A 26,051-nucleotide genomic window follows, 5' to 3' on the forward strand; every position below is an offset into this window, starting at 1 on the left:
TAGTTGCGTTTTATATTATTAGATAGTTTTTTATCCAATTTCTAAACAAAAGTTCTGAATGCTTTTTCCATTTAACAGTTGGTTCTTTTGAAGGATCATCATTTATATAATAATTTTTAGGTATTGAGATTTTATCACCTCTATCTACATCTCTTTTATATTCTTTATCTAAAGTGTATTTATCATACTCACTGTGACCCATTACAAATACATCTCTTGAATTTGTAATTATATAAGGACCAGCTTCTTTAGAATGGCTTACAATGCTCAATTCATCATTATTTTTCAAAGTTTCAATATTTACAGTAGTGTGTCTTGAATGTGGAGCAAAAAACTCTTTTTCAAATCCATCTACTATCTTACTATTTTTATCCACTTCATGCTTAAATACTCCAAAACATTTTTGACTTAATGGAAGTTTTTTTACATTGTAGTATTTGTAAAGACCTGCTTGAGCTGCCCAACATATATATAATGTCGATTTAGCCTTTCTTTTAGAATAATCCATAATATCTTTTAGTTCATCCCAATAATCAACTTCTTCAAACTCCATTTGTTCAACTGGAGCTCCTGTTATTATAAAACCATCAAAAGATTCTTTTTTTGCTTCATCAAATGTTTTATAAAAATTCTTAACATATTCATTACAACTTCTTTTACTCTCTCTTGTTGAGATTTTAATAAATTCTACAGATACATTAAAACCTGTCTTGTCTATTCTTCTAAGTAAATCTAGCTCTGTATCTATTTTTATTGGCATTAGATTTAATATAGCTATTTTAGTATCTATATTTTCTTTGTATTCTAAATCTTTATTAAAGTCTTCTTTACAAATTACATCTATTCCTTCATCTAATAATTTATTAATAACAGGTAGTCCCTTTGGTAGTATTAAAGCCATATCTTTTCACTTCTCTTTCTCTTATACTATTAGAAATTTAAAGCTTGATTTAAATCAGCTATTAAATCCTCTACATTTTCTATTCCAACAGATAATCTTATTAGGGAAGGTAATACTCCAGACGCAATTAATTGTTCTTCTGTTAATTGTCTGTGAGTAGTTGAAGCTGGATGTATAACACAAGTTCTTACATCTGATACATGAGTTACTAATGCTGCTATTTGTAGTTTTTCCACAAATTTTTTAGCATTTTCAAGTCCTCCTTTTACTCCAAATGATAAAACTCCACTACATCCTTTTGATAGATATTTCTTGGCATTTCCATAATACTTATTATTTTCAAGCCCTGGATAGTTAATCCAATCTACATTTTTATGTTTTTCTAAAAACTCAGCTATCTTAAGTGCATTTTCACTATGTCTCTCCATTCTAAGATGTAGTGTTTCAATATTTAAATTAGTAAGATATGCGTTAAATGGACTCAGGCAATTTCCATAGTCTCTAAGTAATTGAACTCTTGTTTTAGTAGCATATGCAGCATTGCCAAACTTCTCAGTATAACTTATTCCATGATATGTTGGGTCTGGCTCAACTAATTCTGGAAATTTCCCATTGTCCCAGTTAAAATTTCCACCATCTACTATAATTCCACCAACACTTGAAGCATGGCCATCTAAGTATTTTGTAGTAGAATGAGTGACTATGTTTGCTCCATATTTTAGCGGATTACAAAGTATTGGTGATGCTAATGAGTTATCAACTATAAATGGAACATTAATTCTTTTAGCTACATTTGCTATTTTTTCAAAATCTATAACTTCAAGAGTTGGATTTGCAAGTGTTTCTGCAAATACAACTTTAGTATTTTCATTTGCAAGTTCTACTATTTCATCTTCGCTTGCATCTAAATCAAATGATATTAAATCTATTCCAAATTTTTTAAGACTAGGCCCTAATAAATTAAATGTTCCTCCATATACTTTTGAAGAACAAAGTATACTATCTCCAGATTTACATATATTTAAAACTGCTAACATATTTGCAGATTGACCTGATGATACAGCAACAGATGATACTCCTCCCTCTAACAAACTTATCTTTTCTTCAAAAGCTTGAACTGTAGGATTACTTATTCTGGAATACATATGACCATCAGCTTTTAAATCAAATAAGTCAGCAAGTTGGTCTATACTACTATATTTAAAAGTTGTACTTTGATATAAAGGTAAAACTCTTGGTTCTCCATTTCCTGGCTTATAATTTCCTTGCACACATATTGTTTCTTTGTTATACATTTTTGTATCCCCCTTAGATTTTAATTAAGAAAATTAAACTATTTGTCAGATGAGATTTAAAATAAATAAAGCCTGAGTATATAACTCAGGCTCTGTATAAGCTTAATTATACTCATCTCTCAGCTTTCGCCGCAGGATTTAGCACCAATGTATATAAATATACTGGTTGCCGGGTTTCATAGGGCCAGTCCCTCCACCTCTCTGGATAAGATTTATTTAATTTTTCTATGTTTTATATCTTATATTTTTTTCCTAATTTTGTCAACTATTTTTCATATAATTTTCTTTTAAGAAATTTTCCAACCTCTACTTGCACTACAGACATTATAGCTAAAATCACTGTTACAAGCCACTGTGAGCTATTTAAAACAGTTAAATTAAATGCATCTCTAAAATTAGGGACAAATAATATAACTGCCATAAGCAAAGCAGAAGTTAAAAATGAGATTAAAAGAAATGGGTTTTTAGCACTATTTCTAGTAAACATAGAATCTGTATTTGAACGCTGGCTAAATGCACGCAACATTTGTGAAAATGCTAATACACAGAATGCCATTGTTTGACCTACAGTATGGTTTCCTATATTAAGACCAATTTTATATGCTAAAATGGTCATTATTGCTACAAATATCCCCTGAGTAATAACTCTTTGTACAAGGTTTTTTTCAAACAAACTTTCTGATTTAACAGGCTGATGCTTCATTATATTTCTACTTGGTGGGTCAACTCCAAGAGCAAGAGCTGGAAGAGTTGCTGTTGCAAGGTTTACCCATAGAATATGCACAGCAAGAAGTGGAGTATCCCAGTTTAACAATATTGCAACAAATAGTGTAAGTATCTCTGCTATATTTCCAACAAGCAAGAATTGTATAACCTTTTGTATATTTCTATATACACGTCTACCTTCTTTTATTGCATATGCAATTGTGGTAAAACTATCATCCATTAAAATCATATCTGAAGAATCTTTTGCCACATCTGTACCACTTATACCCATAGCTATACCAATATCAGCAGACTTTAATGCAGGGGAGTCATTTACCCCATCTCCAGTCATTGCTGGTACTTCTCCAATTCTTTTTAGAGACTGTATAATTCTAAGTTTATCAAATGGTGATACACGAGCAAATACTGTCACATTTTTAACAGCTTTATCAAGTTCATCATCACTTAAATTATCAAGTTCATCACCAGATATAACAGTATTTCCTTCATTCCAAATTCCAAGTTCATGAGCTATTGTTGTGGCAGTGACTTTATGGTCACCTGTTATCATTATGGTTCTTATGCCCGCTTCTTTACAAGTTTTTACTGCATCAGTTACCTCGGTTCTTGGTGGGTCAATCATACCAACTATACCAATAAATGTCAAATCATATTCTATGTTTTCACTATCTTCCTTTGGTATCGATAGAATTTCACGCTTAGCAAAACCAAGTACACGTAATGCATCTTTAGACATAGTAAGACATAATTCGTGTATGTTTTTTTTGTCCATCTCTGTAATGTTTCTTTCACCTTTTGATGTTAATATTTTGGTACATAAATGGAGAAGTTCATCCACTGCACCTTTAGTATATGCTGTGATTTTTCCATCTATATCATGAACAGTTGTCATACATTTTCTGTCAGAATCAAAAGGTTGCTCAAATACACGTGGATATTTCTCTTCAAGAGCTTCTTGATCTATTCCAAATTTATTAGCCATAAAAATCAATGAACCTTCTGTTGGATCACCTAATATTTCATCTTTTTTATCTGGATTTATACATGCATCGTTACAAAGTGCACCAGCATAAACAAGCTCTTTATATACTAGTGGATGTTTCTCAGACGCAGTATCTATTGATGTTACTTTTCCAGATTCAAAATCGCCATTTACAGCAATATGTGTAACAGTCATTTTATTTAAGGTTAATGTACCAGTTTTATCACAACATATTACTGTAGCTCCTCCTAATGTTTCAACTGCTGGCAACTTTCTAATCAAAGCGTTTCTTTTAGCCATACGTTGCACACCTAGAGCCATTACAATGGTTGCTGTTGCAGGTAATCCCTCTGGAATGATTGATATAGCAAGTGAAATTGCAATCATAAACATTGGTAAGAGAGGTCTCTGATAAAATGCACCTATTGCAAATATAATAACGCATACAATAATACCTATAACACTTAATGTTTTTCCAACAGTATTAAGTTTACGTTTTATAGGAGTATCAAAATCATTTTGTGAATCTAAAAGATGTGCTATATTACCTACTTCTGTGTCCATCCCAGTTGCAACTACAACACCTACACCTCTACCATATGTGACAATTGAAGACGTATAGGCCATATTACTACGGTCTCCTAATACACATTCTTCAGGTAAAATGCCATCTGAATCTTTTTCTGATGGGACAGACTCTCCTGTTAAAGAAGCTTCTTGAATTTTTAAACTAGATGTATCTATTAAACGAATGTCTGCTGGAATCATCGCTCCATCTTCTAAAAAAACAATATCTCCTATTACAAGATTACTTGCTTGAATAACATTTTCTTCACCATCACGTATAACACGTGCTGTAGGTGAATTCATATTTTTTAGTGCTTCCAATGATGATTCTGCTTTTTTTTCTTGAACAATACCAATAACTGCATTTACTGTTACAATTATTAGAATTACAAAAGCTTCTGTAAATTCTCCAAATGCTAAAGATAATACTGATGCACCTATTAGTATCAATACCATAGCATCTGTAACTTGGGTCCAAAGCATTTGTAAAACTGTTCTAGGTGGTCTTTTTCTCAGTTCATTTAAACCATACTCTTTAATCCTGTTTTCCGCCTCGGTATCGGTGAGCCCCTCCTCTGATGAGTCTAAACTCTCTAATACTTCATGTGTTGCCATCGAATGCCAAGGCATCTGTTTGTGATTTTCCATTTTGGAAGATCACTCCTTTCTTTTTTTGATTTAAGAATAATTATATTTTAAAATCCAATTCAATTCAATACTCAGTAATTATATTTTACCTAAATTTAACAATTCAATTTAAAGTCTATATAAAAATATCTACTCTTTTACAAACACATACTCCTTATTATTAGATAAATCTTCTTGATATTTATACCCTTCTAAGTTAAACTTTTTTAAGTCGTTAATATCTTCTATTTTATTTTTAACAATATATTTTACCATCATTCCTCTAGCTTTCTTTGCTTGTGTAGATTCGACTTTTAACATATTATTTTTATTTATTTTAAAATTACATGTTACATATGTATGATTGTCATCAATAAATTTTTCCACAGTTTTGCTGTATTCACTTGATGCAAGATTGACAATAGCTGTATTTTCTTTGTTTAATTCGTTATATATACTGTCTCCCCAATATTCATATAAATTTTTAAATTCTCTTATCTGTAACTTTGTCTGCATTTCTAATCTGTATTCATATATACTATCATAGGGTTTTACGACCCCATACAATCCACTTATGATTCTAATACAACTATTTGCAAATTCCTCATCTTGCTTTGTAAAATTCTCTGCTTCTATATTTTTATATTGTATTCCAGCATAAGTTAAGATTGCAGGAGTACCTAAACTGTCAAATTTAAAATTATCAAATCTACTCTTGTTTAATATAGCTAATTTTTCGTTGATTTTCATTTTACTTTTGAAATCCTCTACACTAAAGGTTTTTATATTCTTTGATATTTCTTTTGCTTTATCTATGAAACAGGGCAAGCTTAAATCTCTATCAAATTCTTGTACATTCTTCATATTTTTAGCTGGTGATAACATTATAATCATAAATTTCTACTACTCCTATTTTTCCAAATATTCAAGAATCTCTTGTGCATTTGTATCTGGTTTTGCTTTTTCAAAAACTTTTTCAATAATTCCACTTTCATCTACAATATAAGTTGCACGAACAACTCCTAAAGCAGTTTTCCCATACATTTTTTTCTCTTTCCACACATCAAAAGCCTTAATAGTAGTTAAATCTGGGTCAGAAAGTAAAATAAAAGGAAGCTCATGCTTTTCTGCAAATTTTTGATGTGATTTAATACTATCTTTACTTATCCCAATAACTGGTATATCATTATTTCTAAATCCTTCATATGCGTTCCTAAATGCACATGCCTGACGTGTGCATCCTGGTGTATTATCTTTAGGATAAAAATATATTACCACTTTTTTCCCCTTAAAATCAGACATACTGACTTTATTTCCATCTTTATCTTCTAATGTAAATTCTGGTGCTTTTGTACCTATACTTAACATAAATATCTCTCCTTTTGTTTTTAATCAATAATTTATACTATATTTATATTACTACCCTATATTTCTGTATATAAATAAAATATTTTACTTTTTATATAGAAATTTTCATGAATATGTAAATCTTATATACTGAAAATTTCAAGCTTTATTTGATTGGAACATTTAAACTGGAATTTATGTTAAGTAATTAAAATAAGCAGGATTTAATTTATGTATTAAATCCTGCCTATTTATTTTTATTCTTCTAATACTCTAATCTATATAAATTTAAATTCTTCTACATCAAACAGACCTAAATCAGTAAGTCTTATTTTTGGAATAACAGGAAGAGCCATAAATGAAAGTGTAATAAAAGGGTCTACATACTTTGGAACTCCCATTTTTCTTGCTATTTTTAACATATTATCAGTTGTTTCTTGCACTTCATCTGCTGGAAGAGTACTAATTAATCCAGCTACTTTAAGACTTAAGTGAGCAAGTACTTTTCCATTTGATACAATTACATAGCCACCCTGTATATCTCTCAAGTAATTTACTGCAACTATAATATCATCATCATTATCTCCTGCAACTATGATATTATGTGAATCATGAGCTACAGTAGTTGCTATTGCTCCATTTTTTATGCCAAACCCTTTTAATGGTGCAACTGATATGTTTCCAGTCATTCTGTGTCTCTCAACAACACAAAGCTTTGAATATTCTTCATTTGGATTGAAATATCCATTTTTGTTTGGTATAGATTCAAATAATTTATTTGTCAGAATTTGATATGGTACAATTTCCATTACATAATTTTTTTCATTTGACTTTAATTGTATTTTTTCTCTATCAACGTCTTTAAATTTGACTGTATTGAGTAAATCTTTATCCTTAATTTCATAATTATAATCAGAAAAAATTCCCTCATCTATCAATTTACCATCTTTATAAACACTACCTACCTCCATGTTTTCTAAATTGTTTAAAACAACAACATCCGCTTTATACCCAGCACCTATTGCTCCAATTCTATTTAGACCATATGCTCTTGCTGAATTGTAAGTTGCAATTTTAATAGCTTTAATTGGCTCCATACCCAAATCGATTGCACACTTTATATTCCATCTTATATGACCTTGTTTTTCTATATCATCCAAATGTTTATCATCTGTACAAAACATAAATTCTTCAATTGGTAAGTTGTGTTTCAATAATCCCTTTATTATGGCTTCTAAGTTTTTTGCTGCACTTCCTTCTCTTATAAAAATTTTTAAACCTGCTCTTAATTTTTCATACACTTCATTAAAAGTTATACATTCATGGTCATTTTTTATTCCTGCACATACATATGCTTGAAGTGACTTCCCACTTATATTTGGTGCATGTCCATCTGCAATTTTATCTTTAAAAGCCTCTAATTTATCTAAAATTTCCTCTTCCGCAGATATAACATCATTAAAACACATTACCTCTCCTAATCCTAAGATTCTAGGATTATTTATGTAAGCATCCATATCTTTTGCACTAAAAGTTCCTATTCCATTAGTTTCAAATCTTGTTGCAGGGACAGATGATGGTAGCATAATATATACATTTAAGGGTATTTCTTTTGTTGATTCTAGTAAAAAGTCTATTGCACTTGCTCCTTTTACATTGACTAGTTCATGAGGGTCAGCTATAACAGTTGTTGTACCTGACTTTAGTAATTTTTTTGATAATTCAATTGGCATTACCATTGTAGATTCAATATGCATATGTGCATCAATAAAACCAGGTGATAAGTATTTACCACTACAATCAATCTCTATTTTACCACTATATTCGCCGATTCCAACAATTGTATCATCTACTATTGCTACATCTCCTACTATTAATTCTTCTGTGAATACATTTATAATTGTTCCATTTTTAAGTACAATATCAGCTTTATCTCTTCCACTTGCAACATCACACTTTTTTTTCAAATTGCTCATTTTTACAACTCCTCTTAAATTTTTTATATCAATATACTTGTTGTATCATATATTATAGTTTGATTTATTAATATATATTATATATGAGTTTCAATAAAAAGTATTGATTGAAATTTATTCCATAGCTTATTAAATTAAATAAAAATAACATAAGAAACAATAATATTATTTCTCATGTTATTTATAAATATTTTAATTATATTAAATTTTATTTTTTATATTTTTAATACTTGTTACTATATCCATAGTATAGATTTATGTATTTTTATCATTTATATTAAAATCTACTTTCAATTAACCTAAAAAAGCATAAACTATAATTCCTACGATTATAGCTGGTATAGTAGTAATAATCATAGCCCATAAGGAAGATTTTTTATCCATTGCTAAAAGCGGAAAAAGTGCATCTCCATCTTGAGATATTGAATTAGCTATTACTGCACCAAGTGGTATAGTTCCTTTCAAGTAAAATGACATAAGTACAATTTGTATACCGCACCCTGGAATAAGTCCAAGACCTGCACCTATAAATACACTAATTACACCTGTTGATAAAACTAAATTAACTAAGTATTCATCTCCACCTAAAACCAATATTATCAAATCGTAAATAAGATATGCAATAAAAATCCATGTAATAACAAATGAAATTTCACCTACAGAATGTATAAGCATTTCTCTTAGGGAAATTTTCTTATTTTCTTCCTCTTTTTGATTAGAATTTTTAAATACCTTTTTAAAACACCACATATAAACTATTGAGAATAGTATTCCTATAACTGCTATTGCTTCTTCTAGTGAATGTAATTTTTCAATAATAGGAAGATTTATTCCAGAATGAGCAAGAGACATAAATATAAAACCTATTAATACAATTCCTATATAAATTTTGTACCCTTTACCATGTGTTATTATAAATGCAAGTCTATTTGTATTTCCATGAGATTTAGCTAAATTATCCAAAATTATATCATCATGATTATGCGATTCTTCATTATCTTTATGGTAATTTTTATCTGTATTATGTTTTTCTGATTTTCCATATTTATTTAATTTCAATTTTTCTTCTAACTTAAAATAATCTACTAGTTGTCCTGTTATTACTCCTGTAATTGTACTAACTATAGTCACAAAAAAATACATTTTAATATTTGATGAAATAAGTATAAATGCAGCATCTCCCATACTTGCTATTAAGCTTGCAATGATTGCTCCAAAGCTTAGTTTTCCACTTATATATAATGGCATTATTGCCAAACTCCCACCACAACCTGGTATAGCTCCTATCAAAGCTCCTATTAAAGGTTGATATTTTCTATTTTTTGATATAATATTAGTAAAATTACCACTAGTTTTATAGTTTATATATCCAAATAGCAAAATAAAAAATCCAATCATAGAACCCACATGTAAAAATGCTTCTTCAGAAGCAGATATTAACATTTCCATTAATTTACCTCCTATATTAATTTCGCAATAATTATATTATATTTCATTTATTATTGATAATCAATATCATTATATCTTTTAAATTTCTAATATTAAAAAGTGCATATCTTATATTGTTAATTTCTTGCATATTAAGATACACACTTTCTGATATTAGGTTATCTAGTTGCCATATGTAATTTTATATTATAATATAAAATTACATATAGATATTACAACAAATTTTATATATTATACCGATATTACACATTTTTTCATCGTTTACTATATTTATAAATTTTCAATAAATGTTATTACTTCCTCTATTATCCAATCTGGTGTAGATGCTCCTGCTGTCACTCCTAAAGTTTTATACTTCTTAAGCATATTTACATCCAATTCGTCTTTAGTTTCTATTGCAAAAGTTGGAACTAAATCTTCACAAACTTTTACTAACTTTTGAGTATTAGAGCTGTGTTTTCCACCTATAACTATCATACAATCAACTTCTCCTGCTAATGCTTTAGCTGCTTCTTGTCTAGTTTTTGTGGCTGAACAGATTGTATCATTAAATACTATATTTTCTAGTTTATCAGCTAATTTATTAACTATATTTGAATATAAATCTGGATTTATTGTTGTCTGTGCAACAACACAATATTGTTTTGAATTATCAAATTCCATATTCTCCATTTGCTCTACAGCTTTTATTATTATTGCTGAGTTTTCGCACCATCCATTTATACCTATCACTTCTGGATGTTTCATATCTCCAATAACTATTATTTCATAACCCTTATTATGATACTCACTCACTACTGTATGTATTTTCTTTACAAATGGACATGTAGTATCTACAATTTTAAGTTTTTTATTTTTAGCTTCTTTGTATACTTTCTCAGGAACTCCATGAGATCTTATTATCATATTTTCATAATCTGGTATTATATCGATTTCATCTACAGTTTTAAGACCTTTTTGTTCATATCTTGCTACTGCTTGCTTGTTATGAATAAGAGGTCCTAAAGCATATATTCCAGAATCATTTTTCTCTACTTCATCCCATGCCATTTTCATTGCTCTCTTTACTCCAAAGCAAAATCCTGCATTTTTTGCTATTTTAACATTCACAAAATCCCCCCCCTTATTTTGAATATTTAAAGTAATTCTGTTTTATTATTTCTAAAACTTCTTGCGACATTCTTTCATGGTCATCATTACTTAACTTTTCTTTAAAATGTTCTTCAAATGATATTGGCTCTCCAAAGTACACAATTACTTTACTAAAAGGTTTATACTTAGATATTATCGATACTGGTACAACCTTAGATTTACTCTTTATTGTAAATAGAGAAAGACCTGCCTTAGCTTTGCCAAAGTTGTCTCCTTTAATTCTTGTTCCTTCTGGAAATATTCCTAATATATAACCATCTCTAATTGACCTTAAAATAGTTTTTATAGTGGATACATCTGGCTTTTCTCTATTTATAGGCATAACATGCAATTTTTTTAATATAAAACCTAGTGGCTTCACTTTAAATAATTCTTGTTTTGCAATAGCTGCTATCTCTCTATTCTTTATAGCTGCAGCTAAAAATACAGGGTCAAGATTTGATTTATGATTTGAAGCCACCACTATATTTCCTCTGTCTGGTATATTTTCGGCACCTATAACTTCATATTTAAAAAACACTTTAGAAAAACATCTAAAAATATTTATTGCAAATCTATAAAAATTCACGTTTATCTCCCTTCAATACTACATTATATTTTCATTTTAGATACATTAAGCTTAAAAACTTATCTTAGATACAACTTCTTGTACAACCTGATCTATAGTCTTTCCTGTTGTATCTATTTCTAGTGCATCCTCAGCTTTTACTAGTGGTGCAAATTCTCTATTTGAATCAATTTCATCTCTCTTTACTATATCCTCAATTACTTCTTTTAAAGTAGTATTATATCCTTTATTGCAAAGTTCTTTATAACGTCTATTTCCTCTTTCTTCTGGTGTAGCTACTAAAAAGAATTTATAATCTGCATTTGGAAAAACATATGAACCTATATCTCTACCATCTAATATTACTGAACTTTTTGTTCCAATTTTTCGTTGAACTTCAACCATCAACTTTCTTACTTCTTTTATCTTAGCTACATTGGAAACATTATTGCTTACTTCTATTGTCCTTATTTCATTATTTATAATTTTTTGGTCTAAGTATATGTTATTATTTTCAAAATCTATATCTGAATTTTTAGCTATTTTAATAACCTCTTTTTCATTATTAACATCAATATTATTTTTTAAACACTTATAAGTAACAGCTCTATACATAGCACCTGTATCTATATAATTTATATTTAGTTTTTCTGATACTATCTTAGCTATTGTACTTTTACCAGCCCCTGCTGGTCCATCCACAGCTATAATCAAATTACTCATATCTACACCTCTATTTTATTTATATTTAATAATCAACTTATCAAAAACTTATACACTAATCCCTGCAAGATATCCAGTTGAAAATGCTATTTGTAAATTATATCCACCAGTTTCTGCATCTACATCTATCACCTCACCTGTAAAAAATAAATCCTTTATTAACTTAGACTCCATTGTAGAAGAATTAATTTCTTTAACTGAAATACCACCAGAAGTAACCATTCCAGTGTTTATCCCTGTAGTTCCATTACAAGTTAGTTTCATATTTTTTATATACTCAATAATTTTAATCTCATCAGCCTTAGATAAATCATTTGCTTTTTTATCACTTAAAGATAATATAGAAAGAATTTCTTTTAAGAAATTTTGAGGTAATATCTGTTTAAGATTATTTAAGATATTTTTATTTGGAAATTCTCTAATTATATTAGAAATTTCATTGACATCTAAGTTTGGTAAAAAATCTATATTTAATTCTATCTTATCTTTTTCAATAATCTTATTGATATAAGAAGAGATTATAAGTACACAAGGACCTGTTATCCCAAAATGTGCAAATAACATGTCTCCTGATTTTGATATTTTCTTTTTCTTAATCTTACAAGATATTTCTACATTTCTCATAGATATTCCTTGCAAAGCTTTAATCCATTTTTCTTCTATTGTAAGTGGCGCTAAAGCAGGATATAGTTTATTTAATGTATGTCCATGATTTTGAAGAACCTTATACATTGAACCATCTGAACCTGTTTTTGAATAACTAACTCCTCCAGTTGATATAATGACTTTATCTCCTAATATCTTATCTCCATTATCTAAAATGACACCTTTTATTGAATAATTTGCTTTATTATTGTTATGGTCACCTTGTTCAGTAATTTCTTCAGTTATAATATCCACAACTTTTTTATTATACATTATCTTTACATTATGATTAATTAAGTCCTTATTTAATAATTCTATTACTTCTATAGACTTATCATTCTTAGTATAGACCTTGTGGTCATTTTCTTCTTCAATCTTATATTCTAAATTTTTACTTTCAAAGTACGATATAAGATTTTTATTTGTAAATGTATAAAAGCTACTGTATAGAAATTTTTTATTGTTCACAACCTTATCAAAAAAATCTTCTATCTCTCTATTGTTGGTAAAGTTACATCTGCCTCCACCAGTTGCTCTTAACTTTCTCCCTAACTCTCCATTTCTTTCAATCAATATTACTTCATTATTATTTTTCGAAGCTGACAAGGCTGCCATCATGCCAGATGGACCTCCACCAACCACTATAACTTTACTCATAAACTTCTCCTTATAATTTGATACTTACTCAAGTGCAGAATTATTTATTTTTACATGATTTTTTATATGACTTGTATCATTCATCTTTATTACTACTGGACCATAATCTTTAAACTCTACTATATTTAAAGCAGTATTATCTTGCTTAATTCTGTATATATTTTCCATACCTGACTCTAAGAATGATAGTAACATAACCCTCAATGTAATTGAATGTGTAACAAGAACTATATTTTTATCATTGTATTTTTCATTTAATTCCTTTATAAAAGTATCAACTCTTTCTTTTATAATTTTAAGAGTTTCTCCTTCTGGTATATTTACTAAATGTGGCTCATTTCTCCATGTTGAATATATATCTGAATAGTCTTTTTGAATTTCTTTTATTAAAAGACCTTCCCAAACTCCAAATCCCATTTCTCTAAGTGCTTCAGTTTTTTGTACTTCAATATTAAGCTTATCACCTAAAATTTGAGCTGTTTGCATTGCTCTTCCTAAATCACTACTAAAAATATAATCAATCGAATACTTACCAATGTCTTCAGAAAGTTCTCTTGCTTGTTCTATTCCTTGTGGTGTAAGGTCAGAGTTACCATGACCTTGTGTTTTTCCTAATAAGTTCCAGTCTGTTTGTCCATGTCTTACTATATAAAAAGTATTTCCCATATTTCCTCCTAATATATCTGTCTATTTTTTATTAAATATAAATTGTCACTTCTCAAACTTTAATTATACCATATAATAGTTTACTATGTTTCTATTTTATAACTTAATCTAATTTATCCTTCTTAGCTCATACTATTTATATTTACCTCAATTTATTATATAATAACAGGTTTTTTCTCAACTTATAAAAAATAATCATCATATTTTATTTATAAAATTCTTCAAATCTATATTCTTGAATTGGATTAAAATACTTATCTCTATCTACTTTTGATAAAAACATATCTAATGGCCTTGCAAATATCCCTGTATCATCATATAGAGTTTTATATAAAACCAAATTATTATTATCTTTTTCTTTTTTATGATAAAAACTTCCATTCATGTCTATATATATATAAATATTTTCATCTAGCTCAGTATGCTTAACATCTAGCTTATACCTAATTTTGTTTTTAGTTGAACCTTTTCCATTGTATGTTTCACAGATTTTTTCTATATCATTATTATCAATGGCTTTGCTCAATCCCATTGTAGCATAATATTTTCCTTTAAAATGTTTATAAATACAAGGACATTTTAATTTTCTTTCATCAATATTTAGACTATTTTTTGGTTTATCCATTTTACTATCCTCTCCTATATGTATTTTTTAAAAAATATGCTTTATCTTATTATTTTTTATTTTAAAATAAATTTACAAACTAAGTTATTTAAACTTTTTCAAAATACAGCAATTTTTAATATTCAAATTATATATTATAATTTGTCTAATATTTTTACACATCATATAATATATTTAGTTGTTTATGAATTTAATTTTTATTTATATAAATATATTCTACTTTTCTTATTATGTAGTTATATAAAACTTATCCTATATTTTATTTATTAAAAGCAATACTTGTCTTATATTTTATCATAATTTAAAGTTTATTAATAATACAATAAAATAAATAAAGAGGCTGTATAAAATACAGCCTCTCAAAGTTAATATTTATAATCATATAATTTTTCTAACTTCTTTTCTAATTTCTTTTTTCTATCTAAACCTAAAACTCTTATAAAATTATTTCCTACAAAAATACAATTATTGCTGAGATAAAATTCACACTTATCTAAATTTACAATATAACTGTTACTGCATTTGAAAAAATTTTCTTCTTTCAGTAGTTTTCTTACACTAGAAGAATTTTCTCCAATATAATAAGTTCCATTTTCTGTATAAATTTTTGATTCATACTCTTGCTTTTCTATGTACAAAATTTCTTTAATGTTAATTGAAAAACGTTTATCTTCGTATTCAATATTAATAAAACATTCCTCTTTCATTACCATCCCTCCAAGTATTCTTATTAATTTAATTTTAGTGTTTTTTATCAATATAATCTATCGGAAATATATGTAAGATTAGTCTATTTGAGATATTTATAAAGTTATTTTTGATACTGACCTACAGACTCTTTTTTTAACATTAATTTTTAAAGTTAAAATAGCTTATTATAAATAACATCAGTAATTATAAATACATATTTCTTTAATAAAATAACTTTTCAATAAAATTGTGTAAAATTATACATATAAAAGTAAATATTGACTTTTATATGTATAATTTAAAAAATTAAGATTTAATTATGAATTTGTTAAAATAATTTTATACTTCTTAATTATCAATTAAAATCTCAATAGACATATTATAAATATATATGTATATTTATGTATTTCTTTTTTGATATTCTGTTACTCCCTCAAGTTATATCTAAGCAAATTTAATAATATAATCTTTTTACTATAAAAACTTGATAAAAGTGTTCCCATATATTTTACACATACATTTCATTTTTTCAAAAAAACAATGAAGTTCATATTTGTAAATTTTTTTAATTTCTGTTGAAAGAATTCGAACATTTGCTTGTTCTGAACTAGAAGCAAATGGAAAACGTAAAACACCTTGCAGAGTAACTGGAGTCTGTTCAGAGTGTTTTTCACTTGAGTACATGTGTTGCAATATAGTTGTTACACATATGTCTAGATATAAAGAACGCATAAAAGTGATTTTGGTTGGTACATAGCTAGGATGTTAACATTACATTTTCTTATATTTACTAATATCTCTCCTTACAAAATAGGCATTTCTTGAAGTTATTAAAAAGTCTATAAGTAATTTTACAAATGTTACATGGTATAGTTATAGACATAAAAAAACAGTCTATATGTTAAAATAAACTGCTCTATAAACTAAAACTTGATATTTTTTTAAATTGAATCTATCTAATTATATCTATAGGTTCGTAATAACAAGCAATCCTAAAAATCCTATCGTAAGAATTGTTCCAATCAAAGCTAATGCATTAATAATCGTTTTTATTCTGAATAACTTGTTTTAATTTATTTGCAAATCTGCAGAATATGTTGCTACTATCAGTTCTTCTACCATACAACTTGAGAATACATTTATGTAATCTTACTTATGTCACTAATACGCTCATTTTAGAAAGTCTTAGCATAATCAACTTTATCTACTTCACCAGATAATTCAATTTTCAATCTTTTAAAACAAATAAGCTATAATATATCAATTAGAAATATATACTAAGCTATTTTTATATGTATTAATTAATTTATTATATTATCTTTTTTATCTTTAATTTTAAGAATTATACATATTAATGCAAATATTGAGATATTGGATAATATCAATAGTAAAACTATTACTAGAAAGACAACTCTTCTTTCAGGAGAAATCTTTATAAGATTAATAATATAATCGTAAAGTATAAAAAATGATAATAAATTTGCTATCATTGGAACACATATATACAATTCTTTTTTACTAATTTTAAAATTAGTACAAGAAATTTTATAAATGTATAATAATATAATTAAAATCAATTTTCCAAAAAAGATAGCTTCATACCTGTATAAATTTCCACTAAGTAAAATATTCATATTATCTAAATTGTTCATTGAAACTACTAATAGCATACTCAATGCATTTATACCTATTAACACCATCCAATAAAAAAACAAAACCACTAAACATTTATATATATTGACCTTATAATTAGACTTATAAAAAATAAAAGTTATAAGAATACATATCCATATTCTATCATTAGCTCCTACATTTATATAAAAAGAACCGATAATAAGAAAAATAGAAAATAAGAAAGATATATTTAGTTTCATTAAATTAGTTTTTACTTTACTTGTATAATCAAAAACTTTCTTGCATGCCCATATCTCTATAATAGAAGAAACAATTGTTATAAACGTGTCTAACATAATAACTCCCCAAAAATAATTAATTTATATCTTCACAATAAAATATACCATTAAAAATACATACTAATTATAACATAAAATGGCACTTAAATTTGATATTATCACTTAATGATTTTAATAATAGTATAAAATCAACTAACGAAATATTAACCACTAAATTGTTAACATTACAATTAGAAAATATAAAAATTATTTCCTCATTTTATTTTAATTATGCTCAAAAATATAAGTTGACTCTAAGAACAATTAGAAACAATTAAGGAAGTTTGATATGATTAAATAAAATAACGGCTTGAATTAAGGAAAAGTAATGAATTAAAAAATTATTTTTAAAGCTAAAAGCATGGAGAACTAAAATAGGTGGTATCATTTAACTTGATACCACTTACTTTAATTATTAATAGGTATTTTATTGAATTTACGCCTATTAATCATCAATTTATAAATAGTTGGTAACTTATTAAATAATACCAATATAGATTTTTGTATATATCTATCTATTAAAAACTTAAACATATAAATACATATATTTATTCATCCTTTAAATTTTTAAAATGATTTTCAAATAAATCTAATGCATCTTTGTCAATCACTTCATCTTCATGTAATGCTGAAAGTAAACTTTGTAAAGAATTATCATGTATATTACTTAAAAAATCTTTTGTCTCAACATTCAAATATTCTTTGTGACCAACAACTATCGTATAATGAGTATATCTATCTATTTTTTCTGCATTCAAGAAATGCTTTTTAACAAGTCTTGATAAAAGTGTCAATGTTGTTGTTTGTTTCCATCCATATTTTTGTTCCATAGCTTCAATAGTTTCTTTTGATGTTACTGTATCATTTTTCTCCCAAATAAACTTCATAACTTTTAACTCTGCTTGTGGTATTTTTGAAATTGTCATAGCCTTACGCCCCTCTCAAACTTTTATTAAATTAATACTATCGCAATATAGTTTTTAAGTCAAAGATTTTGTCGATAATAATATTTTCCAATTTTTTCCATAATTTATTTCTTGCTATAATTCTATAACAAATTACATAAGTAATGATTATTCTACATAATAAATTTAAGTACATAAATAAGATATAGATTATCAAAGAAATAAAAATTTAAATTTTCTTATTGATTCATATATTAGAGACCATATATATCATAGACATGTTTATATTTCCTATTTTTGTAGAGAAATAATTTCAAAAAACTAAAAGTGTATTTGTATTTAATTTTTTGGAATATTCTTCTTAAGATTAATTTAGATTTCAATAATATGTCTATTTTTAAGTTAAAGTTTTTTTTAAATCTTTGATTTATTCTATCTTATTTTAGACAATATAAAATAGTAATTTTCATAAACTGTAACTTAATTTATAATAACTATTCTAATTACTTATCCTCTTAAAATCATATCCTATATTTAAATTTAATTTTTCATTATATCAAAATAATTTTCAATTAAATAAAAAAATTACTTACACTAAAATTTTTCTTAATGTATAATCCTAATATAAATAAATTAAATTGGGAGGTAAATAAGTATGCCACAAAATAAAAAAGAAAGTTTGATATTCACAGTGCTTATGTGTGCTTTTATGGTATTTTTTATGAGTATCTATAATATCTCTTTACATGAAGGTCTTTCATCAGAAACTGTAAAAAATGCTTGGATGGGGTTTCCGCTAGCCTATGTAGTAGGTATGATTTTTGATTGGTTTATTGTTTCTAAAATTGCTAAAAAAATTGCATTTTGCATTGTAAATCCACAAAGTAAACAAATTGCAAAGGCCATTGTTATATCAAGTTGTATGGTATGTGGGATGGTTATATGTATGTCTTTATTTGGAGCCATTGAATCAGTTGGTTTCTCTAGCACAACCTTATTTGTATGGGCTGTTAATATACTCAACAACTTTATCATTGCATTGCCGTTGCAACTACTAATTGCAGGCCCTTTAGTGAGATTTGTTTTTAGGAGATTATTTCCTGAAGGAACAATTGTAGACTGTTTATAATTCACAAAACTACATAAAACTTTATACTATAAGTATGTTTATCCTAAAGCAAACTACTACACTATACAATAATTTTTAATTAATGGCAAAATAAATTTATTACCAAATTTATTTTGCCAGCAAATTTATTCTTAATCGTATTTTAGATTTATGAAATACTATTCAAATTCATTTAATTTATTTACATCTAATTTTTCATCTTTTCTATTTATTAAAACTGAAATTAAAATCTTAAGTTAAATTTTATGTATGTTCTTTATAAATCTTTTTATTTCAAATTTTTGATATTTCTTTTGCTAACATTTTATAAAATTTACATTTATCTCTTTTTTAACCATCAAAAGATATTATTTTATAGATAATTTATTAATATAATTTCTGTTCTTAATAATTGTTCTAGTAATATTTCTTATTTTTCACATTCTCTTCAAGGTCACTCATTCCAATGTATTTTTTACTTTGTATAATCAAGTGAAGATTTTATTGTATAGTAGATTTCCAGTACTTCTATACTTCCACCCTTCTAAAAATAAAGTATACTTATCATAATCGATCAGTACTAGTTAATCAATAATATAGGAGGATGTTGTATGATCAAATTAAATACTTTTATGAATGTTTTAATAGGTACTTTCAATAATTCTGAACAACATGAGGGATTACAAAATAGATGACTCAAATGGAAAAACAAACTTTGTATATAATTATATGTAAAAGAAAATAATAAGTTTTTATAAGCAAACAGGTATGTGTTCAAGCAATAGTATATGCCTATTTTGATTTGATGAATATAGAATAAAAGGTATTGAATTTATAGTAAAAACAAAACAGAAGGTAACAACTAATTATAGTTGCTACCCTCTAATCTACTTAACTATTTTTTCTATTTCCTCAAAAGCTTTCTCATTTCCATTCCCACCAATTTGAGTTATATTTTTAAATTTCTTATTCTTAATTAACTCTTTTTGACTATTATCTAATCCACTTCCAACTAAGACTACTGGAGATTCAGTTTTACCTGCAAGTACTCCTACTGATAAAGCATCTACTAAATCATCTTGTTTATTCATTCCATTCTTAGCTACATATAAGTCATTAAGTATCTCTTTGCTATAGAAATGATTTATTACTTTTGAATTAGTTTCTGTTCTATCAGAACCCGCTATTTTAGTTACAGATGGTAATGTATTACTCACTTCTTTAGTATTAAATAAAGATTCTCCACCTATTACATATGACTTTGATATGTCTTTATTAGCTATTAAGTCTTTTATATCTTTCATATCATCATTTTGATTGGTAAGAAGAATTGGCATTTCCTCTTTTGCTGATATAGCTCCCATGCTTACTGCATCAGCTAGTCCTTTTTCTCCATTAACCACTACCACTTTTGACAACTTGGAGTTTTTATCTAATTCTTTTGCAAGTTTTATTGATGTTTCGTATCTATCATTTCCAGATATCCTAATTACATTTAATCCCTTTGTCTTTAAATCAGATACTACTTTTTCACCTACAGACTTTAATCCACCTACTATATACACATTTTTTACTTCTAATCTATTTATTTCTTTTTCTGTTAACTTATTTAAGTTATTATTTTGAGTAAGTAGTATTGGTGCATCTTTTGACTTAGCAAATGGTGTTGCTGATAAAGCATCTGATATACTAGAATCATTTATTAATACTATATTATCAGCTTTTCTCCAACCTTTTTGGCTTATCTTCACAGAGGTATCATTTCTATCTGTACCTGTTATTTTTTCCTTAGATAGTATTGTATTAAAGTCCTCTTTACTTGAAGTTCCACCAGAAGAACCACTTGAGCCCGTTGATTCTTTTTTATAAGTTGCTATAAAGTCAATACTATCATTAAAAACTAATCTACTTACCTGTTCTGATGTATATACTTTTTCATCTTTGTTATTTCTCCAACCACTGAATTCATAGTTTTCTCTTTGAGGATTAGCTTGAATTTCATTCATACTTGAATTGTCTAATATCTCTTTTTCATTAATTATACTCCCATCATAATCTATATATCTAATTCTACATTTTACTAATTTATCTACTGATATATTTACGTCCATATATTGTGTGTCATCTACTGGACCATACTTATATTGCAAACTATAATTTACATTACTTGGAAAATCAGAAGCATTCTTCCATGTTAAAAGACCAGTTGATGTGTCATAATTTCGTGGATATAATTCTTTTAATTTTAAATTTTCTTTTCCTATGTCCACAACTATGTTTTCACCTATTTTTATAATACTTTTTTCTATATATTGGCTACTACACTCTAGTGAATTTAATTCTTTATTTTTACTGATATCTATTTTAGTTAAACTATTATTACCACAAAGTAAAGAACGTAAATTTATATTTGTAGACACATTTAAATCTTGTAATTTATTCTTAGCACACCCTAAGTACTCAAGATTTACAAGCCCTTTTATGTTTAATTCTCTTAGATTATTACCTGAACAGCTTAAATTTTTTAAAATAACATTATTACTTAAGTTGAGAGATTCAAGTTTATTGTTAGTACAATTTAAAGATTGTAATTTTGGATTATGGCTTAAATCTATACTTTTTAAATTGTTATTAAGAAATTGCAAACTTTCTAAATTTTTATTATTACTTAAATTTATTTCTGTTAATTCATTACTCGTAAAAAATAAACTTACCAAGTTTTTATTATTTTTAAGGTCTAAACTGGTTAATTTATTTGCATCACAATTTAATTCATTAATAAGACTATTATTTTTTAAATCTATATTTAATATCTTATTTCCACTAATGTCTATATACTTTAATTTTATATTTTCACTTAAATCTATATTTTCTAAATTGTTTGAACTACAATCAAGTTTTTCTAGACTTTTAAAATTTTCTATTCCATCTAAGTTATCTATTTTTTTTGGATTAGGAACATCTGGATTTTTATGTAAATTTAATTCTAAACAATTCTCAATTTTATTTAAATCGCTTTTATATATCTTGTAATTATCTTTTGATGCAATTTCATTTGTTGTTGGATCGTTTCTGTTTTCCAATACCATTTCTACAATATCTCTTCTAAAAGAATCATCTGGAAAACTACTTGTTATATCTAATTCATTCATATTCTTTCTATTATTATATTGAATATCACTATCAATACCTAAATCTAATGCATTTGCTACAAAACCAGCTTTACTCATTATCAATATTAGACTAGAAACTATTAATAATGATTTTACATATTTCTTAAAACTCATAATATACCCCCATATATTAATAATAGTATTATCTAAATAGTATCATATTTATAGCCTTAAATAAACATCAAGGTCACCTTAAATATAATATCTATATTGAAATAAAATAAAAGAATATTTTTGTTTATAAAAATTTAGTACAATAAATTTATTAAAAAACATATAGGATATTAAGACAAGGACATTAACCTGTATTTTTCTTTTACAAAGTTTCTGCTTTGTACATTGTTGACTATAGGTCATCATCATATATTGAAGTGAATTTTTCTCATATAGCCTTACTTGTTTCTTTGAATTTTGTTCCAAATTCCTCCCCCATAACATACATATTTTCTGTTTGATATGGTTTATAATCTTTTACAATTACTACCACATGGCTTTCCTTTAATCTTTTATAATATAATTCTATTATCTTTGCTAATAGTTTATCTTCTCCACAATAAACTATTATTGAAATAGTAACTCCTTAAAATAAATAAAGTATAAAGAGTTATTACTAATCCCTATATACCTTATACTTATAGCTTTAGTATTAAATTTTATAATTTTTAAGCAAATGATGCATACTTTAAATCAATTTTAAAAGTTATTAAATAATTAAAAAAGTCATTATAAACTTAAAATCATATTTATTATATATATTTAGATCCTAACTAATCAATCCATTCATCTTTTCTTCTATAGTATTGTTTAGGAAATTCATAGCTTGAAAACATTACTGGAGATAGAGAATATGAGTAACTACCTGCATTATTAATTGAAATCACATCTCCTATAACTGCCTTTTTTAATTTAACATTATTAGCTAACACATCTAATGATGTACAAAGATTTCCAACTATTGTTACATATTCTTCTTCTTCTGAACTACTTAATACTGAAAAATAAAATGCATGATTTGATGTATATAATGGTTCTTGCCCTTCTAATTCTACACCACAAGTTACTTTCTCAATTAAATTAGAAATAATAGGTCTCATAAATCCATTAAGACCATTTCTTACAACAAGATACTTTATCCCTCTTGATACCTTAATATCGACAATTTTAGTATAGTAATTACCTGATGTGCAAACTACAAAACGACCTGATTCAATAAAGAGTCTAGCCTTTAATGTATTTGCATTAGTAGAAACAATCTTTTCAGTTAATATTGAAAGCTTTTTAAGATTAACTGGACTTTCTTTAAGATTGTCATATACTACTCCAATACCACTACCAAAATTTATAAATTCAATATTTATATGTTCACTTTTATTTAAATTTAGTGCTATGAGAAAACATTTTTCATAATAACATCCTAACTTTTCAAAATCTAACACTTGAGATTTAATATGTATATGAATTCCAACCACAGATATATAGTTACAAAGATTTAGTATTTTAAAAACATTATCTATATCTTCTATATCAATACCAAACTTGCTTGATATAGAGCTATCATCATCCATAGTAAAAGCAGGATTTATTCTTATGCCTATTTTAATTTTTTTATTTTGTTTTTCTGATATTTTATTTATAAGTTCTATTTCTGTTATACTATCTGCAATAATTATACACTTATCTAAAACAGCTTCTAGCTCCTCTTCTAGCTTTCCTGGTGCAGAATAGTAAATATTATCTCTATCCACTCCACATTCTTTTGAAATCAATACTTCTTTCATGGATGCTGCATCTGTTCCAAACCCTTGTTTAGCAATGCTTTTTACAATTTTATTATATGGATTTGTTTTGATGGAATATAAAAAATCAAAACCTAAAATACTATTTTTTAACTCCATACACCTTTCGATTATATTAATCTCATCATATATATAACATGGTGCATGTTCTTTTATAAAACTATATTCTTGATTTAAATACATATTTTATACCTCCAAAGTTATAGATGATTTTATTAATTAAGTTCCTATACTGTTTATAATATATTTTACTATAGATTGGTATAGTTAACTATATACATATGCTTAAAGTATGCATTTCAAGTATTTTATATAGTAAACATTCAATAGTAATATTTATAAGTTTTTATGCCATAAATTCATCTATCTAATAAAAAAATATAACTTAAAATTATTATATTGAATATATTTTATATCCAATCTTAATTGTTTTTGCCTAATTTTTTGAATGATTTATTTCAACTTTATTACAGATTAAAAAAGTGTATTGTTGTTAATGTATTCTCGTAGTATCCTAAATTTATATGAAACTTTAAAATTGTGAGGTTATATATGAAATTTTTAATGGTCTTTTTAGCATATTTTTTAATGTATATTTTACTGGTACGTATTGGAAAAAGAATTAATAAGATATATCCATACAAAAATCATATTTTTACATGGATGATTTTAATTTTATTAGCATTCTACATAGTTACTAATATTGCTAGTTTTCTAAAATCACTTCTTTAGGCTGTTGGTTTTAAACTACTAAATGAAATGAAACTCATTTTATAGAATATATATTTAAAAAGTTTTTATAAAATTTAAATATTACTATATCATTAAACATTATTTTAAAATAATATGGAGGTGTTAATATGAAAGTATGTATTCTTATGGGAAGCCCTAAGAAAAATGGTAATACTGCTTCTATTTTAGAACCATTTATAGAAGAACTAGAAAACTATAATGCAAATCTTGAAATGTTATGGTTGTATGATTATCAAATAGAACCTTGTATTGCCTGTAAAAAATGTCAAGAAAATTTATCTTCTTTTGGATGTTGTCGTCAAGATGATGTTCATAAAATTTTCAAAAAGGTTCTTATGTGTGATTTAATTATTCTTGCAACTCCAATTTATTCTTGGTATTGCACTTCTCCAATGAAAGCATTGCTCGATAGATTGGTATATGGTATGAATAAATACTATGGTGATGAAAAAGGACCAGCACTATGGTCAGGAAAATCAGTAGCACTTATTACAACTTGTGGATATAGACCTGAAAAAGGAGCTGATATCTGGGAAGATGGTATAAAGCGTTATTGCAAACATTCACAGTTAAAATATATAGGAATGCTTGTTGAACGTGATTTAGGTAAGCTTAATTTTATGGATACAGAAAAAGAAGAACATTCTCGTCAATTTGCAAAACAAATTTATGATATTTTAGAGAATTCATTTAAAGCAGATAACTGTTAAGTACATAATGCTACATGGAAAGTATTGGTAATATAAATAGAGCTTATAATAATTTTAAAATTATATAAGCTCTATTTTT

20 protein-coding genes and 1 riboswitch are annotated in these 26,051 nt (G+C 26.3%); of the genes, 2 read left to right on the forward strand and 18 right to left on the reverse strand.

What is annotated here, in order from left to right; genetic code table 11:
* Positions 1-10: 10 nt before the first annotated feature.
* The 16 genes from metA to JJC01_10445 all read right to left on the reverse strand — a co-directional run bounded on the left by metA (position 11) and on the right by JJC01_10445 (position 18,453).
* Positions 11-901, reverse strand: a complete 891-nt coding sequence (gene metA, locus JJC01_10370; protein ID UDN56604.1) for a homoserine O-succinyltransferase — start codon at positions 899-901, stop codon at positions 11-13.
* A 29-nt stretch (positions 902-930) separates the two neighbouring features.
* Positions 931-2,196, reverse strand: a complete 1,266-nt coding sequence (locus JJC01_10375) for an O-acetylhomoserine aminocarboxypropyltransferase/cysteine synthase (protein ID UDN56605.1) — start codon at positions 2,194-2,196, stop codon at positions 931-933.
* A 109-nt stretch (positions 2,197-2,305) separates the two neighbouring features.
* Positions 2,306-2,408: riboswitch (SAM riboswitch) on the reverse strand.
* A gap of 53 nt (positions 2,409-2,461) precedes the next feature.
* Positions 2,462-5,119: a calcium-translocating P-type ATPase, PMCA-type gene (locus JJC01_10380; GenBank protein UDN56606.1), complete on the reverse strand. Its 2,658-nt coding sequence runs from the start codon at positions 5,117-5,119 to the stop codon at positions 2,462-2,464.
* Between the two features lie 129 nt (positions 5,120-5,248).
* On the reverse strand, positions 5,249-5,992 hold the full coding sequence (gene yaaA / locus JJC01_10385; protein UDN56607.1) for a peroxide stress protein YaaA: 744 nt from the start codon (positions 5,990-5,992) through the stop codon (positions 5,249-5,251).
* 15 nt (positions 5,993-6,007) lie between these two features.
* Positions 6,008-6,466 (reverse strand): thioredoxin-dependent thiol peroxidase, encoded by a 459-nt coding sequence (gene bcp, locus JJC01_10390; GenBank protein UDN56608.1) that lies wholly within the window; start codon positions 6,464-6,466, stop codon positions 6,008-6,010.
* 257 nt (positions 6,467-6,723) lie between these two features.
* The gene (ade, locus tag JJC01_10395) at positions 6,724-8,421 is read right to left on the reverse strand and encodes an adenine deaminase (protein ID UDN56609.1); all 1,698 of its coding nucleotides are present in this window, start codon (positions 8,419-8,421) and stop codon (positions 6,724-6,726) included.
* A gap of 294 nt (positions 8,422-8,715) precedes the next feature.
* Positions 8,716-9,870 (reverse strand): arsenic efflux protein, encoded by a 1,155-nt coding sequence (locus JJC01_10400; GenBank protein UDN56610.1) that lies wholly within the window; start codon positions 9,868-9,870, stop codon positions 8,716-8,718.
* A gap of 270 nt (positions 9,871-10,140) precedes the next feature.
* Positions 10,141-10,980: a 4-hydroxy-3-methylbut-2-enyl diphosphate reductase gene (locus tag JJC01_10405; protein ID UDN56611.1), complete on the reverse strand. Its 840-nt coding sequence runs from the start codon at positions 10,978-10,980 to the stop codon at positions 10,141-10,143.
* Positions 10,981-10,993: 13 nt separating this feature from the next.
* Positions 10,994-11,590, reverse strand: coding sequence for a 1-acyl-sn-glycerol-3-phosphate acyltransferase (locus JJC01_10410; GenBank protein UDN56612.1), 597 nt, complete (start codon positions 11,588-11,590; stop codon positions 10,994-10,996).
* A gap of 51 nt (positions 11,591-11,641) precedes the next feature.
* Positions 11,642-12,292: a (d)CMP kinase gene (locus tag JJC01_10415; GenBank protein ID UDN56613.1), complete on the reverse strand. Its 651-nt coding sequence runs from the start codon at positions 12,290-12,292 to the stop codon at positions 11,642-11,644.
* Positions 12,293-12,340: 48 nt separating this feature from the next.
* A complete protein-coding gene (locus JJC01_10420) occupies positions 12,341-13,594 on the reverse strand; it encodes an NAD(P)/FAD-dependent oxidoreductase (GenBank protein UDN56614.1) in 1,254 nt (417 codons plus the stop codon).
* Between the two features lie 24 nt (positions 13,595-13,618).
* Complete coding sequence (locus tag JJC01_10425) at positions 13,619-14,260, reverse strand: histidine phosphatase family protein (GenBank protein ID UDN56615.1); 642 nt, start codon at positions 14,258-14,260, stop codon at positions 13,619-13,621.
* A 205-nt stretch (positions 14,261-14,465) separates the two neighbouring features.
* Positions 14,466-14,885, reverse strand: a complete 420-nt coding sequence (locus tag JJC01_10430; GenBank protein UDN56616.1) for a DUF1653 domain-containing protein — start codon at positions 14,883-14,885, stop codon at positions 14,466-14,468.
* 365 nt (positions 14,886-15,250) lie between these two features.
* The gene (locus JJC01_10435) at positions 15,251-15,592 is read right to left on the reverse strand and encodes a LytTR family transcriptional regulator DNA-binding domain-containing protein (GenBank protein ID UDN56617.1); all 342 of its coding nucleotides are present in this window, start codon (positions 15,590-15,592) and stop codon (positions 15,251-15,253) included.
* A gap of 1,284 nt (positions 15,593-16,876) precedes the next feature.
* Complete coding sequence (locus JJC01_10440) at positions 16,877-17,545, reverse strand: histidine kinase (GenBank protein UDN56618.1); 669 nt, start codon at positions 17,543-17,545, stop codon at positions 16,877-16,879.
* A 530-nt stretch (positions 17,546-18,075) separates the two neighbouring features.
* Positions 18,076-18,453, reverse strand: a complete 378-nt coding sequence (locus JJC01_10445; protein UDN56619.1) for a BlaI/MecI/CopY family transcriptional regulator — start codon at positions 18,451-18,453, stop codon at positions 18,076-18,078.
* A gap of 634 nt (positions 18,454-19,087) precedes the next feature.
* On the opposite strand from JJC01_10445, the gene JJC01_10450 reads away from it, so the two are divergent.
* A complete protein-coding gene (locus JJC01_10450) occupies positions 19,088-19,561 on the forward strand; it encodes a DUF2798 domain-containing protein (GenBank protein ID UDN56620.1) in 474 nt (157 codons plus the stop codon).
* A gap of 866 nt (positions 19,562-20,427) precedes the next feature.
* Here the strand turns inward: JJC01_10450 and JJC01_10455 are convergent.
* Positions 20,428-22,827, reverse strand: a complete 2,400-nt coding sequence (locus tag JJC01_10455) for a cell wall-binding repeat-containing protein (protein UDN56621.1) — start codon at positions 22,825-22,827, stop codon at positions 20,428-20,430.
* Between the two features lie 653 nt (positions 22,828-23,480).
* Positions 23,481-24,692: a pyridoxal-dependent decarboxylase gene (locus JJC01_10460; GenBank protein ID UDN56622.1), complete on the reverse strand. Its 1,212-nt coding sequence runs from the start codon at positions 24,690-24,692 to the stop codon at positions 23,481-23,483.
* A 677-nt stretch (positions 24,693-25,369) separates the two neighbouring features.
* On the opposite strand from JJC01_10460, the gene JJC01_10465 reads away from it, so the two are divergent.
* Complete coding sequence (locus JJC01_10465) at positions 25,370-25,972, forward strand: flavodoxin family protein (protein ID UDN56623.1); 603 nt, start codon at positions 25,370-25,372, stop codon at positions 25,970-25,972.
* Positions 25,973-26,051: the final 79 nt, after the last annotated feature.

The organism is Clostridioides sp. ES-S-0010-02 (genome assembly GCA_020641055.1).
Lineage (GTDB): Bacteria > Bacillota > Clostridia > Peptostreptococcales > Peptostreptococcaceae > Clostridioides.